Source organism: Ureibacillus suwonensis (assembly GCF_042655065.1).
Classification (GTDB): Bacteria; Bacillota; Bacilli; order Bacillales_A; family Planococcaceae; genus Ureibacillus; species Ureibacillus suwonensis.
Genome location: NZ_JBHSNQ010000009.1, coordinates 59,439 through 73,808 on the forward strand (window position 1 = coordinate 59,439; position 14,370 = coordinate 73,808).

The 14,370-nt window shown below is 42.3% G+C and carries 11 protein-coding genes and 1 pseudogene; 11 read left to right on the plus strand and 1 reads right to left on the minus strand.

Annotated elements, in window-relative coordinates:
* The first annotated feature begins 133 nt into the window (after positions 1 to 133).
* The gene (gene spo0A / locus ACFPOH_RS00570) at positions 134 to 925 is read left to right on the plus strand and encodes a sporulation transcription factor Spo0A (protein WP_342469526.1); all 792 of its coding nucleotides are present in this window, start codon (positions 134 to 136) and stop codon (positions 923 to 925) included.
* 217 nt (positions 926 to 1,142) lie between these two features.
* Positions 1,143 to 2,708 (plus strand): DUF342 domain-containing protein, encoded by a 1,566-nt coding sequence (locus ACFPOH_RS00575; RefSeq protein ID WP_390308610.1) that lies wholly within the window; start codon positions 1,143 to 1,145, stop codon positions 2,706 to 2,708.
* A gap of 64 nt (positions 2,709 to 2,772) precedes the next feature.
* Here the strand turns inward: ACFPOH_RS00575 and ACFPOH_RS00580 are convergent, their stop codons facing one another.
* On the minus strand, positions 2,773 to 3,033 hold the full coding sequence (locus ACFPOH_RS00580) for a DUF2627 domain-containing protein (protein ID WP_342581348.1): 261 nt from the start codon (positions 3,031 to 3,033) through the stop codon (positions 2,773 to 2,775).
* 289 nt (positions 3,034 to 3,322) lie between these two features.
* Between ACFPOH_RS00580 and ACFPOH_RS00585 the strand changes: the two genes are divergently transcribed.
* The 9 genes and pseudogenes from ACFPOH_RS00585 (at position 3,323) to meaB (ending at position 14,263) form a co-directional block, all read left to right on the plus strand.
* Positions 3,323 to 4,423 (plus strand): Glu/Leu/Phe/Val dehydrogenase dimerization domain-containing protein, encoded by a 1,101-nt coding sequence (locus ACFPOH_RS00585; RefSeq protein ID WP_390308560.1) that lies wholly within the window; start codon positions 3,323 to 3,325, stop codon positions 4,421 to 4,423.
* Between the two features lie 40 nt (positions 4,424 to 4,463).
* Complete coding sequence (gene lpdA, locus ACFPOH_RS00590) at positions 4,464 to 5,891, plus strand: dihydrolipoyl dehydrogenase (RefSeq protein ID WP_390308561.1); 1,428 nt, start codon at positions 4,464 to 4,466, stop codon at positions 5,889 to 5,891.
* A 29-nt stretch (positions 5,892 to 5,920) separates the two neighbouring features.
* Complete coding sequence (locus ACFPOH_RS00595; protein ID WP_342469522.1) at positions 5,921 to 6,916, plus strand: thiamine pyrophosphate-dependent dehydrogenase E1 component subunit alpha; 996 nt, start codon at positions 5,921 to 5,923, stop codon at positions 6,914 to 6,916.
* A 2-nt stretch (positions 6,917 to 6,918) separates the two neighbouring features.
* Positions 6,919 to 7,902, plus strand: coding sequence for an alpha-ketoacid dehydrogenase subunit beta (locus ACFPOH_RS00600; RefSeq protein WP_342469521.1), 984 nt, complete (start codon positions 6,919 to 6,921; stop codon positions 7,900 to 7,902).
* Positions 7,903 to 7,917: 15 nt separating this feature from the next.
* A pseudogene (locus tag ACFPOH_RS00605) lies at positions 7,918 to 8,388 on the plus strand (biotin/lipoyl-containing protein); the annotation flags it as partial.
* Entirely contained in the window at positions 8,380 to 9,210 is an 831-nt protein-coding gene (locus ACFPOH_RS00610) for a dihydrolipoamide acetyltransferase family protein (protein ID WP_390308612.1), read from the plus strand. The pseudogene ACFPOH_RS00605 and the gene ACFPOH_RS00610, both read left to right, overlap by 9 nt.
* Before the next feature lie 132 nt (positions 9,211 to 9,342).
* Entirely contained in the window at positions 9,343 to 11,034 is a 1,692-nt protein-coding gene (locus ACFPOH_RS00615) for a methylmalonyl-CoA mutase family protein (protein WP_390308562.1), read from the plus strand.
* Positions 11,031 to 13,178: a methylmalonyl-CoA mutase gene (gene scpA / locus ACFPOH_RS00620; protein WP_390308563.1), complete on the plus strand. Its 2,148-nt coding sequence runs from the start codon at positions 11,031 to 11,033 to the stop codon at positions 13,176 to 13,178. Before ACFPOH_RS00615 ends, scpA begins: the two co-directional genes overlap by 4 nt.
* Positions 13,175 to 14,263, plus strand: coding sequence for a methylmalonyl Co-A mutase-associated GTPase MeaB (gene meaB, locus ACFPOH_RS00625; protein WP_342581354.1), 1,089 nt, complete (start codon positions 13,175 to 13,177; stop codon positions 14,261 to 14,263). The genes scpA and meaB overlap by 4 nt, the downstream gene beginning before the upstream one ends.
* The last annotated feature ends 107 nt before the right edge of the window (positions 14,264 to 14,370 follow it).

Genomic DNA, 14,370 nt, shown 5'->3' on the forward strand with positions numbered 1-14,370 from the left:
CTTGATATGAAAGGTTTTTCTAAAAAAATGTCGAAAAGAATATTGTCAAGTAAACGAAAACTATGACATATTTATTGTAATATAAAATGGAAAATGGTTTTTGGGAAAAGGTTATTAAGGGGGAATTGGTTCAATGTCAAAAATTAAAGTGGCAATTGCCGATGATAATCGAGATTTAGTGAAAACAATGGAACAATACTTCGAAAATCATTCGGATATTGAAATAGTTGCTACTGCTTCTAATGGAAAATTGTGTCTGAATATGTTAGAAGAATGCAAACCGGATATATTGTTGCTGGATATCATCATGCCTCATTTGGATGGGTTGGGCGTGCTTCAGGAGATGCATAAGGACGATCGTTTCCGCGATACACAAGTCATCATGTTGACGGCATTTGGACAAGAAGATGTGATGAAACAGGCCGTTACATACGGAGCTTCCTACTTCATGTTAAAACCGTTCGAATTTGATCAACTTGTTCAGAAAATTATGCATTGTGCAGGTCAAAAAAGGGAATCCATCAAAAGACATAGCGTACTGCAGCCTGAAACAAGCAGTAAAGTCAATCAGCGTCAATTGGATACAACCATCACATCCATTATCAAGGAAATTGGAGTTCCTGCACATATCAAGGGGTATGCATATTTGAGGGAAGCCATTCAAATGGTATATCACGATATAGATTTGCTCGGTTCTGTGACAAAAATTTTGTATCCTGAAATTGCGAAGAAGTTTGGCACTACTCCTTCCCGGGTGGAGAGGGCAATCCGCCATGCAATTGAAGTGGCATGGAACCGGGGAAATTACGAATCGATTTCACAAATGTTCGGATACACAGTGCATCATTTGAAATCAAAACCGACGAACAGCGAATTCATCGCCATGATTGCGGACAAAATCCGCATTGAGCTTGTGGCGTCATAACGAAAGTTTTGATCAAGGTTTTGGATGTCTTTGCATCCGACTAAAGAATGATTTTCAATGAACGGATTTATAGTAAATTTTTTATATTTATATAATAGAATCATTCCTTTTTAACGGGTCACCTCTTTATGGGGTGACTTTTTATTTTTCAAATGATAATAAAGAAAAAATGAGAAATTTATATTATACTAGAATCAAGGAATAGAGGTGAATATTGGTGCGAATTTTTTCCAATGATTATTTCGAACTAATTTTGGAAAATGAAAAAGTGTTCATAAAAACGTTTAAAAAAGGATTCCCGTTGAAGGAACTTGATAAAATTGTTCGGGCCATTAATCGTCTAAAACTAACAAATTTTGTAAATTTAAAGAATGCTCTGGAAGAAGAAACTCCTGTACCGGTCGAAATTGGCCTTTGGCTTCCCCCGATGGAAATCGATGTTTCGAAAGATAAAATGACGGCCCAACTGATAGTGCACGATTCATCAATATTGGAAGATATGGTTCTTTTTTATAAGGAACTGAAAGACTTATTGGAAAAAAAGAAAATCGTTCACGGGATCAAGCCGGTTGATATACATACAATAAGAATCGGGAAACCGACAGTTGTGGCTGAAGGGACGGCGCCGATCAAAGGCGAAGATGCCAAGGTGACCTATTTGCAACTGCCTGAGAGGAAACCGGTAATCCGTGAAGATGGGCGGGCCGATTACTTTGATATGAATTTCATTTTTGAAATCAATGAAAATGATTGGTTGGGGGAAAAAATTCCACCAAAACCCGGCATTGACGGGAAAAATATTTTTGGCGAAGAAGTTCCTGCTCCACCGGGAATGGACAAGCCATTGAAATATGATCGAAAGTCGGCTTACGAAAGGGAAGAAGACGGAAAGATCGTCATTCGCGCTTTAAGCAAAGGTGTCGTTGAAGAAAGGCAAGGCATATTGATTATTAATAATCATTTGCCGATCAATGGGGATGTGGGATTGGAAACGGGAAATATCGATTTTGACGGTTCGATCACCATTTCCGGCACCATCCAAAAAGGTTTTACGGTCATTGCCACCGGAGACATTTCCATTGAGGGGTTGGAAGGAGTGACGGGGGCAAAACTCATCCAATCGCGAGAGGGAGATATTTATATCAAAGGAGGCATCTTCGGCTTAGGCCAAACGACGGTAAAAGCGGGTGGCAGCATCTACGTCAAGCATGTCAATGAAGCCAATTTATTTGCAAAGAAGGAAATTGTCATCGGGTTTTATTCGTTGAACTCTTTTTTGCAAGCGGATTCAATTTTATTGGACGAACGCAAAGGGAAAATTATTGGAGGAAAAGCGATTGCGCGGAACAAAATTGTGACGGCCATATCCGGAAACCGGGTTGAACGGCGTACCGAGTTGATCATACAGTCACTCGACCGTCAAGAAGGCTATAAAACCATCCAACAAAAAGCGGCATTATTAAAATCGATGCAGGAAGAAATTTTAAAGTTATCGGAAAAAGTCGAAAAGCTTTCGGCGCTCAGGGACAGAATGAACCCGGCCCAATTACAATCCGTCAAGGAATTGAAAGAAGTGTTGGAAGACAAGAAGCAGCAGATGATCCAAATTGATCATGAAATCCAGGAACTGATGGAAAACCTGAAGTCGATGGGCAAAGGGGAAATTATTGTAAGGAAAGAAGCGTACCCGGGTACTTTTATTCAAATCGGCAATAAATCATCATTGTTAACGAATTTGACAAAAGGGCGGTTTGTCCTGGAATTGGGCGAACTGAATGTATAAAGCGTTCATTGAAGGATGATCCTTTCATTGAACGCTTTTTTCTATAATTTCTATAATAAATATTTCATTGTTTCATTTCCTTTGTATCCCCATTTTTTTGAAACCTTGGGGCCACTCTTCCTCTTTTTCGATCTCTATGCAATAAATAGCCGGCGAAAAAGCCGATTCCTATGATGCTGAAAATAAGACCTGTCAAAAATTGAAGCCATAGCCACGGAAAAGGGGAAATTAAATTCCCGTACAGCGTATCCCTCATAAATTTGATTCCGGCGCCGGCAATCAATGCGGGGATCAGTAATACGATAAATGCAATTATTCGGGCCATGCCATTTACCTCCTTCGCAATTAATTCAATTGTACATTGTAAAAAAAACATGTCAAGATTCGACAAAGAAATGCCAATATTTCAGGGAATACTTTCATATAAATTATATTAATAATATATTTTTTCGAAAAGAATGAAAAATCAGAAAATTGGGAATTCAAGTTTTCTCAATGTTTCTAGTTGATAAATGTAAAAATAAAAAGTATTGTAAAGTAAAATAGTGTTTTTAAATAGAAAATTTTTAATTAAGTGAGAGAATTCATTCATTTCCGATTAGGAGGGGAAAACGATGGAAATCTTCAAGTACATGGAAAAATACGATTATGAACAATTGATTTTTTGCCATGATAAAAATTCAGGATTGAAAGCGATCATAGCCATACATGATACAACATTGGGTCCTGCTTTGGGCGGGGCACGCATGTGGCCTTACAAATCAGAAGAAGAAGCGATTGAAGATGCTTTGCGCCTTGCAAGAGGCATGACATATAAAAATGCGATCAGCGGCTTGAATCTTGGCGGCGGAAAGACGGTCATCATCGGGGATCCGGCAAAGGATAAAAACGAAGAAATGTTCCGTGCTTTGGGCCGTTTTATTCAAAGTTTGAACGGCCGCTATATTACAGCGGAAGATGTAGGAACAACGGTGGAGGATATGGATCTCATTTATGAAGAAACCGACTACGTTACTGGGATTTCACCGACTTATGGTTCATCCGGAAACCCTTCCCCTGTAACTGCTTACGGTGTCTATTTAGGAATGAAAGCCAGTGCGAAGGAAGCATTCGGTGATGATAGTTTGAGAGGAAAGCGCATCGCTGTGCAAGGCTTGGGGAATGTTGCTTATCACTTATGTAAGCACTTACATGAAGAAGGGGCAAAGTTGATTGTGACAGATATCAATCAAGATCGGGTGAAACGGGCGGTCGATGAATTTGGTGCGGAAGCGGTGGAACCGGAAGACATCTATAAACAAGAGGTGGATATCTTCTCCCCATGCGCTCTTGGGGCCATCATCAACGACGAAACCATTCCGCAATTGAAAGCGAAAGTCATTGCCGGTTCAGCCAACAATCAGCTGAAAGAATCCCGACATGGCCAAATTCTCCATGAGAAGGGCATCGTTTATGCTCCTGATTATGTCATCAATGCCGGTGGTGTCATCAATGTTGCGGATGAATTATACGGTTATAACAGGGAACGGGCGATGAAAAGGGTGGAAATGATCTATGATTCGCTGACGAAAATTTTTAGAATGTCGAAGGAGGAGAACATCCCGACTTATTTGGCCGCCAACCGCCTGGCGGAAGAACGCATCAACAGCGTATTTAAGTCAAGAAAGCAATTTATGCAAAGAGAGAAAAACATTTTAAGCAAAAGACAATCTTAATCTATTACTCATGAATCTTACTTTCATTGGAGGGATGGCATTGGCTCGAGAATATGATTTAGTCGTTATCGGTGGAGGAACTGGGGGATATGTCGCAGCGATAAGGGCGGCCCAGCTTGGTTTAAAAACGGCCGTAGTGGAAAAAGAAAATCTTGGAGGAACATGCCTTCATAAAGGATGTATCCCGACAAAAACTTTCTTACGAAGTGCGGAAATGTTTCGGGAAGCGAAAAATGCAAGTCAATTTGGAGTGGAAATTTCAAACATCCATTTCAATCTTCAGCAGTTGCATGATCGGAAAAGAAAAGTTGTGGAGCAGCTGCATCAAGGAATCAAAGGGTTGATGAAAAAGGGGAAAATCGATTGTTATTACGGAACAGCGAGGCTATTGGGGCCATCCATTTTTTCTCCTATGGCAGGAGGGACGGTCTCTGTAGAAATGAATGATGGCTCAGAAAACGAAATGTTATTGCCGAAACATATCATCCTTGCAACCGGAGCCAAGCCGCGTCCTTTCCAAGGAATTGAATTTGACGGCAAGTCCGTGTTGAATTCCGATCAAATGCTGGAAATAGAACATCTTCCAAAATCTTTCCTCATTGTTGGTGGTGGCGTCATCGGCATTGAATGGGCATCCTGTTTGAACGATTTTGGCGTGGACGTCACAGTGTTGGAATATGGGGAACGCATTTTGCCTCAAGAAGATGTTTCCATATCGAGGGAAATGACGAAGCAGCTGGAGAAACGAGGCATTAAGATCGTGACGAATGCGGAGGTACTCCCTTCAACAATTGAAAGGAATGAAAAGGCCGTAAAGCTGAAAGCGAAAGTAAATGGCGAAGAAAAGCAATACGAAGGAGAGAAAATGTTAATTTCAATCGGCCGGATGGGAAATATTGATAATCTGGGGATTGAAAATACGGAGATTGAAATTGAATCTTCCTTCATCAAAGTCAACGATGTTTATCAGACAAAAGAAAAGCATATTTACGCAATAGGGGATTGTATTGGTGGCGCGCAGCTTGCCCATGTCGCCACGAGCGAGGCTCTTGCAGCGGTGGAACATATCGCCAATGGGAAGAAGAAAACGGTGAATTATCGAAACATTCCACGCTGTGTCTATTCCTTCCCGGAAGTCGCAAGCATTGGATTGACGGAAGAAGAGGCAAAATCAATGGATTACGATGTGAAGATAGGGACTTTTCCGTTCAAAGGGATCGGAAAGGCTGTTGTTCATGGGGAAACAGAAGGGTTTGTGAAAATCATTGCCGACAGCCAAACGGATGATTTGCTTGGCGTGCACATGATTGGACCTCAAGTGACGAATTTGATTTCGGAAGCCTCATTGGCATTCTTGTTAGACGCAACTCCATGGGAGATGGGGGAAACGATTCACCCGCATCCATCCTTAAGTGAAGTTTTATATGAAGCGGCCTTAGCGGTGGATGGGAAAGCGATTCACTTTTAACTTGTGTTCTAAGAAAGGGGAGAGTTTCAATGACAGATTTACATCATGCAGAGCTCGGCTTATCTGACAGCGATGTGTTGAAAATGTACGAAACAATGCTGCTTGCCAGAAGATTGGATGAGCGGATGTGGCTATTAAACCGCGCAGGAAAAATTCCCTTCGTCATTTCTTGCCAGGGCCACGAAGCGGCTCAGGTTGGAGCGGCATTTGCATTAGATCCGACAAGGGATTATATTGCCCCGTATTACCGGGATATGGGGGTTGTGTTGCACTTTGGCATGACACCGAGGGAATTGATGCTGTCAGCCTTTGCAAAGGCGGAAGATCCGAATTCAGGCGGCAGACAGATGCCGGGGCATTTTGGGTATAAAAAGAAACGGATTTTGACGGGTTCCTCGCCGGTTGCAACCCAAGTTCCCCATGCAGTCGGGGTGGCGCTTGCGGGTCGATTGCAAAATCAACATTATGTTTCCTTTGTGACCTTGGGAGAAGGTTCTACCAACCAGGGAGATTTCCATGAAGGAGCCAACTTTGCCGGCGTTCATAAATTGCCTGTCATTATAATGGTAGAAAACAATCAATATGCCATTTCAGTGCCGATCGATAAGCAGTTGGGGGGAAATGTGGCTGACAGGGCCCTCGGTTACGGAATGCATGGAGAATCGGTTGATGGAAAAAATCCTTTAGCCGTTTATAAAGTAATGAAGGAGGCAGTGGACAGGGCGTTACGGGGAGAAGGTCCGAGCCTGATTGAAGCGGTGACTTACCGCTTGACGAGCCATTCCTCCGATGATGATGACAAATATCGTTCCAGTGAAGAAGTTGCCCAAGGAAAAGCGAATGATCCATTGTTGCTATTCGGGAAATACTTAGTGGATGCCAATGTGGCGACAAAAGAAACCCTTGAGGAAATGAACGGCAAGGTGATGGAAATTGTAAATGATGCCACAGAATATGCGGAAAAAGCACCGTATGCTCCCCCGGAACATGCGTTGAAATATGTTTATTGGGAAGGGGATGAATAAAGATGGCGGTATTATCTTTCATTGAAGCGATACACTTGGCGATGAAGGAAGAAATGGAAAGAGATGAGAAAGTTTTCATTTTGGGCGAAGATGTCGGAAAAAAAGGCGGAGTGTTTAAAGCGACCCAGGGATTGTACGAACAATTTGGTGAATGGCGGGTGTTGGATACTCCCCTTTCTGAGAGTGCCATCGCCGGTGTGGCGATTGGGGCTGCAATGGTGGGAATGCGCCCGATTGCGGAAATGCAATTTGCCGATTTCATCCTTCCGGCGGTAAACCAGATTGTATCGGAAGCGGCGAAAATCCGTTATCGTTCCAATAATGATTGGAATTGCCCGATTGTCGTTCGCGCCCCGTACGGTGGAGGGATCCACGGCGCATTATATCATTCCCAATCTGTGGAAGCATTATTTGCCAATACACCCGGTCTGAAAATTGTCATCCCTTCGACTCCTTATGACGCAAAAGGATTGCTAAAAGCAAGCATCCGGGATGAAGATCCGGTTTTATTCTTTGAACATAAGCGGGCCTACCGGTTAATTAAAGGGGAAGTGCCGCTCGATGACTACGTGATTCCGATCGGGAAGGCGGATGTAAAAAGGGAGGGGGACGATATTACCGTTATAACGTATGGCCTTTGCGTCAATTATGCCCTCCAGGCAGCCGAACGACTGCAGGATGACGGAATCAGCGTCCATCTTTTGGATTTGCGGACTGTCTATCCTTTAGATAAGGAAGCGATTATTGAAGCGGCAACCAGAACCGGGAAAGTGCTCCTTGTGACGGAAGACAATAAAGAAGGCAGCGTCATGAGCGAAGTGGCAGCCATCATTGCGGAACATTGTTTATTTGATTTGGATGCACCTATTATGAGACTCGCTGGGCCGGATGTTCCAGCAATGCCTTATGCACCAACCATGGAAAGATATTTCATGATCAGTCCTGAAAAAATCGAACGGGCGATGCGGGAATTGGCCGCTTTTTAAAGGGGGGGAATCCATATGTCAGTAGAAAAAGTCATCATGCCCCAATTGGGGGAAAGTGTTACAGAAGGAACAATTGAAAAATGGCTAGTGAAGCCAGGAGATTTTGTAAAAAAATACGACCCATTGGCGGAAGTATTGACAGATAAAGTGAATGCGGAAGTGCCTTCCTCATTCACCGGTATTGTGAAAGAACTGATCGGAAACGAAGGGGAAACATATCCTGTCGGAACCGTCATCTGTACGATTGAAGTTGTGGAAGAAAAACAATCAAACATCAGCCAGGCCATTCGCAATGCGACGATTTCCGATGCAAAAGTGAAAATCAATGAGCCGGATTATGGCGAACTCATTCCGAAGCAGAAAAACCGTTATTCTCCAGCCGTATTGAAACTGGCGGGCGAATATAACATTGATTTGGAACAAGTGACGGGAACCGGATTAAACGGCCGCATTACGAGAAAAGATATACTCAAGTTTATCGAGTCCCGGAAAGATGGAAGCCAATTTTCCGTCGCAAAGGAAACGGAAGCGGCAGCTGCAGAGTCCCATAAAACGATTCCGGCCAAAGCGGAAGCGGCATCAAAACCAATTCAAATTGAAAAGAATGCCGGAGATGTGGAAATTCCTGTCTCAGCCATTCGACGCTCCATTGCCAATAACATGGTGAGAAGCAAACAGGAAATTCCACACGCCTGGTTGATGATGGAAGTGGACGTGACAAATTTAGTCCGGTACCGTGACTCCATCAAGCAGCAATTCAAAGAAAAAGAAGGTTTCAATCTTACTTATTTCGCCTTTTTTGTCAATGCCGTTGCACAAGCGTTAAAAGAGTTTCCGATGCTCAATTCCGTTTGGGCCGGAGATAAAATTATCCAGAAGAAGGATATTAATATTTCCATTGCCGTTGCAACTGAAGATGCCCTTTATGTGCCGGTCATTAAAAATGCGGACGATAAATCCATCAAAGGAATTGCCAAGGAAATCAATGAACTATCCCAACACGTGCGGAATGGCACATTAAAGAGCGAACATATCCAAGGCGGAACTTTTACGGTCAATAATACAGGGTCTTTCGGTTCTGTCCAATCCATGGGCATTATCAACTATCCGCAAGCCGCCATTTTGCAAGTGGAAGCCATTGTAAAAAGGCCGGTCATCATCGATAATATGATAGCCATCCGGGATATGGTGAATTTATGCTTATCGATCGACCATCGAATTTTAGATGGATACGTTTGTGGCAAATTTCTTAATAGAGTAAAAAATATTCTCGAAAAAACGAATTATTTTGAAAAAACAGTTTATTAATAATTCCTGGAAGCCTTGCAAATCAAGGCTTTCTTTTATTTTTGTACTTTATTGGACAAGGTTTCTAATGTATTATAAGAATTATAAAAATTATAATAAAAGAAAAAAGGGGGAAGCTGTTTAGCGACAACTATGTCAAACAACATGAATGAAATTGAATTTCCTGCTGTTAGTTATGACGAGTGGAAAGAAACAGCAATAAAGTCATTAAAGGGGAAGCCATTTGAATCACTTTTCACGAAGACAATCGAGGGAATCACTTTACAACCGTTGTATACACAAGAAATGTTAATAGAAAAATTGGGGGATGAATTGGAAAAACAAGTTTCCACAATCCGTTCTTTAAAAGCATCCGATTCTGTACAAGCGGCTCAAACTATTTACGGGGATAATGAAGAACAATTTTTTGACCGTTTGAAAGACAGTGTCAAAAGAGGAAACGGCATCATTACAATCGATAGCAGAGTGCTTGAGTGGAATGATGAAAATTTAAACGAACTTGCGAAATACTTGGTGGAAACTCCATTTAAATTGCTTGTCGAAAGTGACCGCATTTTAGATGTATTCTCAAAAATTCCTGAAGCGGATCGGGAAAAAGTAAAAGGTTATGTTATTGCAAAAGATGCAGTTGAACTTGAAGGTTATCCGAATGTGCGCACATTTGCGGCTGACACGGTTCCATACCATTATGAAGGCGCGCATGTTGTGCAGGAATTGGCTCTTAGTTTAGCTCAGGCTGCAAAGTATGCGGAGAAGTCTGAATCCTTTGAATCCTTTGCCAATAAATTTTTCGTTCATTTCGCCATTGATACGCACTTTTTCCAAGAAATCGCAAAATTGAGAGCCTTTAAAGTTTTATGGAAAGCTTTTGAAAAGGCTTACAACGTAGAGGCCGTTCCGGTTCCGGTACTTGCTGAAACGTCTCTACGCAGTTTCTCAAAATACGATATTTACGTGAATTTATTGCGTGCCGGCAACGAGGCATTTGCCGCATTGATTGGCGGTGCGGATGCAATTACTGTTTACCCATATGATGTATTGACTAAACCTACGGATCAATCCATCCGTATTGCCAGAAACGTTGTATTGGTGTTAAAAGAAGAATCTTTTGTGGATGATGTATTGGATCCTGCAGGCGGTTCTTATTTCATTGAAACATTGACGAGAGAATATGTGGAAAAAGCTTGGGAATTATTCCTTCAAATTCAAGAAGCAGGCGGCATCGACGAGTTCGAAAAATCCGGAAAACTTCAATCAGCATTAGAAGAAGTTTACAAAACACGTATCCAACAAGTGGAAACGAGAAAACATTCATTAATTGGTACAAACATTTATGCAAACCCTGCGGATGAACTGCAAACGGAAACAAATCCGCTTTATGCCGACATTAAGCGACTTGCTGTGCCGTTTGAAACACTCCGTGAACAATACGCAAAAGCGAATCCAAAAATCGGCATCTTAACTTTCGGAAAATTAAAAGACTTCAAACCTCGTGCCGATTTTGTGGAAGGATTCTTTGCGACTGCCGGAGTTGTGCCAGTGGAATCCGGAGAAATCGAATCCATTGAAGAAGCAAAAAATTGGTTGCAACAAACGGATGCTGATTATGTAGTCATCGCCGCAACAAATGACCAAACAAAAGAAATCGTGCCTGCTTTATTGGAAGGCAAAAAAGAAAGTGTCATTTTGGATGTTGCAGGCAAATTCCCTGAAGAGGAACAAGAATGGCTATCTAAAGGATTAAACGGATTTATCTATCTCGGCCAAAATATTGTGGAGAAGCTCACTGCACTTCTTGAAAGCTTGAAGGAGGTACAACGATGAAAGCCAACTTTGAATCAGTGAATATACATGAAATATTGGACAATGAACAACTTCAACCTTCCCATACCTTCACAACAAACGAAGGAATTGAAGTGAAAGAATTTTATTCTAATGATGACATCAAAGAAGCGAAACATTTGAAAGATTTCCCTGGTATCGCTCCGAATACGCGCGGACCATATCCGACAATGTATGTAGCCCGTCCTTGGACAGTCCGCCAATATGCCGGATTCTCTACAGCGGAAGAATCCAATGCTTTCTATCGCAGAAATCTGGCGATGGGGCAAAAAGGTCTATCTGTTGCCTTTGACTTGCCTACTCACCGCGGTTACGACTCCGATCATCCCCGCGTAAAAGGGGACGTTGGGAAAGCGGGCGTTGCAATCGACTCCGTTGAAGATATGAAAATTTTATTTGACGGTATTCCATTGGATCAAATGTCCGTTTCCATGACAATGAACGGGGCGGTTATTCCGATTATGGCCTTCTACATTGTAGCGGCCGAAGAGCAGGGAGTCACACCGGAAAAACTTGCCGGTACAATCCAAAACGACATTTTGAAAGAGTATATGGTGCGTAATACGTACATATATCCTCCTGAAATGTCAATGAAAATCATTGCGGATATTTTCGAGTATACTAGTAAATTTATGCCAAAATTCAACTCAATATCCATTTCCGGATATCATATCCAAGAAGCCGGGGCTACAGCAGATATCGAGTTGGCTTACACGTTGGCAGACGGACTTGAATATGTTCGAACTGGTTTAAAAGCTGGCATTGATATCGATTCCTTCGCACCAAGACTATCTTTCTTCTGGGGAATCGGTATGAACTACTTCATGGAAGTGGCGAAAATGCGTGCCGCTCGCCGCATTTGGGCCCAAATGATGAGCACATTCAATCCGAAAAATCCAAAAAGTTTGGCACTTAGAACTCACTCCCAAACTTCCGGCTGGTCTTTGACAGAACAAGATCCATTCAACAACGTGACACGTACGTTAATTGAAGCGAATGCTGCGGCAATGGGCCATACGCAAAGCTTGCATACAAACGCCCTTGATGAAGCTATTGCGCTTCCAACAGACTTCTCAGCTCGCATTGCCCGCAATACGCAATTATTCTTGCAAGAAGAAACATTGATGACAAAAGTTATCGATCCATGGGGCGGATCTTATTATGTAGAAAAATTAACAGATGAGTTAACGAAACGCGCTTGGGAATTAATTAAAGAAATCGAAGACCTTGGCGGCATGGCAAAAGCCATTGAAACAGGCTTGCCAAAAATGAAAGTAGAAGAATCTGCTGCTAAACGCCAGGCAAAAATTGATTCAAAAGAGGAAACAATTGTCGGCGTAAACAAATATACATTAGACTATGAAGAACCAATCGATATTTTGGATATCGATAATACTCTCGTACGCCAAAAACAAATTGAACGTATTCAAAAAATTAAAGCAGAACGCAATGAAGAAGAAGTGCAAAGACATCTTGAGCGCTTAACGAAAGCGGCTGCCACTGGAGAAGAAAATATGCTTGCGGTTGCAGTAGATGCAGCTAGAGCCCGTGCAACCCTTGGAGAAATTTCCGACGCCATCGAAAAAGTATGCGGACGCCACCAAGCAGTGATTCGCTCCATTTCTGGCGTATATTCATCCAACTTCTCCGACAATGAATTAATTGAACAAGTGAAACAAATGACAGATGAATTCTTAGAAAACGAAGGTCGTCGTCCACGTATTTTAATTGCGAAAATGGGTCAAGACGGACATGACCGCGGTGCGAAAGTAGTTGCTACGGGTTATGCAGACCTTGGCTTTGACGTGGATATTTCGCCATTGTTCTTAACACCTCAAGAAGCGGCTCAAATGGCAGTAGAAAACGACGTTCATTGCGTCGGCGTTTCTTCCTTGGCTGCGGGTCATAAAACTTTAGTGCCTGAATTAATTGAAGAATTGAAAAAATTAGGAAGAGAAGACATTATTGTCGTAGTTGGCGGGGTTATCCCTGCACAAGATTATCAATTCTTATATGACAATGGCGTATCAGCAATCTTTGGACCAGGAACAGTAATTCCTGTTGCTGCAATTAAAATCATTGAAGAAATTTATCGACGCTTAGGATATGAGGAAGTGTCCGAATGATGGAGGAAAAGAACGCTGAAGAGACTGCTTTGAATGTCATGAAAGGCGTTGAAAGCAAACATGACGGGATGACTTATGTCGCCCCAAAAAAGTTTCGTAAAAAGCAAAAACAGCAAATTGATATACAACAATTAGCGGGTGAAGTGCGCGAAGCAAAGCGCACTTCTCTTTCCAAAGCGATCACATTGATCGAAAGCTCCAATCCGGAACATAAAATTATGGCCCAACAACTGTTGCAAGAGCTGCTCCCCTATACAGGCAATAGTGTACGGATCGGCATCACCGGCGTTCCAGGAGCAGGAAAAAGCACTTTTATTGAAGCTTTCGGCACAATGCTCTGCAACATGGGAAAAAGGGTCGCAGTCCTTGCCATTGACCCGAGTTCCAGCATCTCCGGCGGAAGCGTTTTAGGGGATAAAACGCGGATGGAAAATTTGAGCCGGCATGAAAATGCTTTCGTTCGCCCATCTCCAAGCGCCGGCACTCTTGGCGGTGTGCATAAGAAAACGAGAGAAACGATGCTGCTATGCGAAGCGGCAGGATATGACGTGATCCTCATTGAAACGGTCGGAGTAGGGCAAAGTGAGACCTATGTGCGCGGAATGGTGGACTTTTTCCTTCTGCTTGTTTTGACCGGAGCAGGGGACGAACTGCAAGGAATGAAAAAAGGGATTATGGAATTGGCGGATGGAATTGTTGTCCATAAAGCGGATGGAGACAATGTGGAGAAAGCGAAAAATACGGTTCGGGAATACCGGAAAATTTTGCATTTCTTGCAACCATCCACTCCTGGTTGGGAATCCCAGGCCCTTGCCGTCTCTTCCTATGAAAAAACCGGATTAAAAGAAGTTTGGGAAATGATATTATCCTTCGAAAAACAAATGAAGGAATCCGGTTATTGGTATACGAGAAGAAGGGAACAGACTAGCGATTGGTTCTATTCCATGATTCATGACCATTTAATCGATTCGTTTTTCGGAAAGAAAGAAAACAAAGAATTGGTCAAGCAATTGGAAGAAGAAATTTTGCAAGGAAAACTGACGGTTACTCAAGGAATTCATCAATTATTTCCGGATTTTGGGTGATATTAAACCGTAATCCATGGAAAGATCATTTCAGTTCTTCCTTTTCTTATTTGCAATGACCTCTTTAGTCCTCTATGCTAAAATGTATAGTTGAAAGGAGAATGAAT

What these genes read in the sequence shown, in the direction of transcription:
- spo0A (WP_342469526.1), top strand. Translation starts at nt 134, where the DNA reads ATGTCAAAAATTAAAGTGGCAATTGCCGATGATAATCGAGATTTAGTG.
- ACFPOH_RS00580 (WP_342581348.1), bottom strand. Translation starts at nt 3,033, where the DNA reads ATGGCCCGAATAATTGCATTTATCGTATTACTGATCCCCGCATTGATT.
- ACFPOH_RS00585 (WP_390308560.1), top strand. Translation starts at nt 3,323, where the DNA reads ATGGAAATCTTCAAGTACATGGAAAAATACGATTATGAACAATTGATT.
- ACFPOH_RS00595 (WP_342469522.1), top strand. Translation starts at nt 5,921, where the DNA reads ATGACAGATTTACATCATGCAGAGCTCGGCTTATCTGACAGCGATGTG.
- ACFPOH_RS00600 (WP_342469521.1), top strand. Translation starts at nt 6,919, where the DNA reads ATGGCGGTATTATCTTTCATTGAAGCGATACACTTGGCGATGAAGGAA.
- ACFPOH_RS00615 (WP_390308562.1), top strand. Translation starts at nt 9,343, where the DNA reads ATGTCAAACAACATGAATGAAATTGAATTTCCTGCTGTTAGTTATGAC.
- scpA (WP_390308563.1), top strand. Translation starts at nt 11,031, where the DNA reads ATGAAAGCCAACTTTGAATCAGTGAATATACATGAAATATTGGACAAT.
- meaB (WP_342581354.1), top strand. Translation starts at nt 13,175, where the DNA reads ATGATGGAGGAAAAGAACGCTGAAGAGACTGCTTTGAATGTCATGAAA.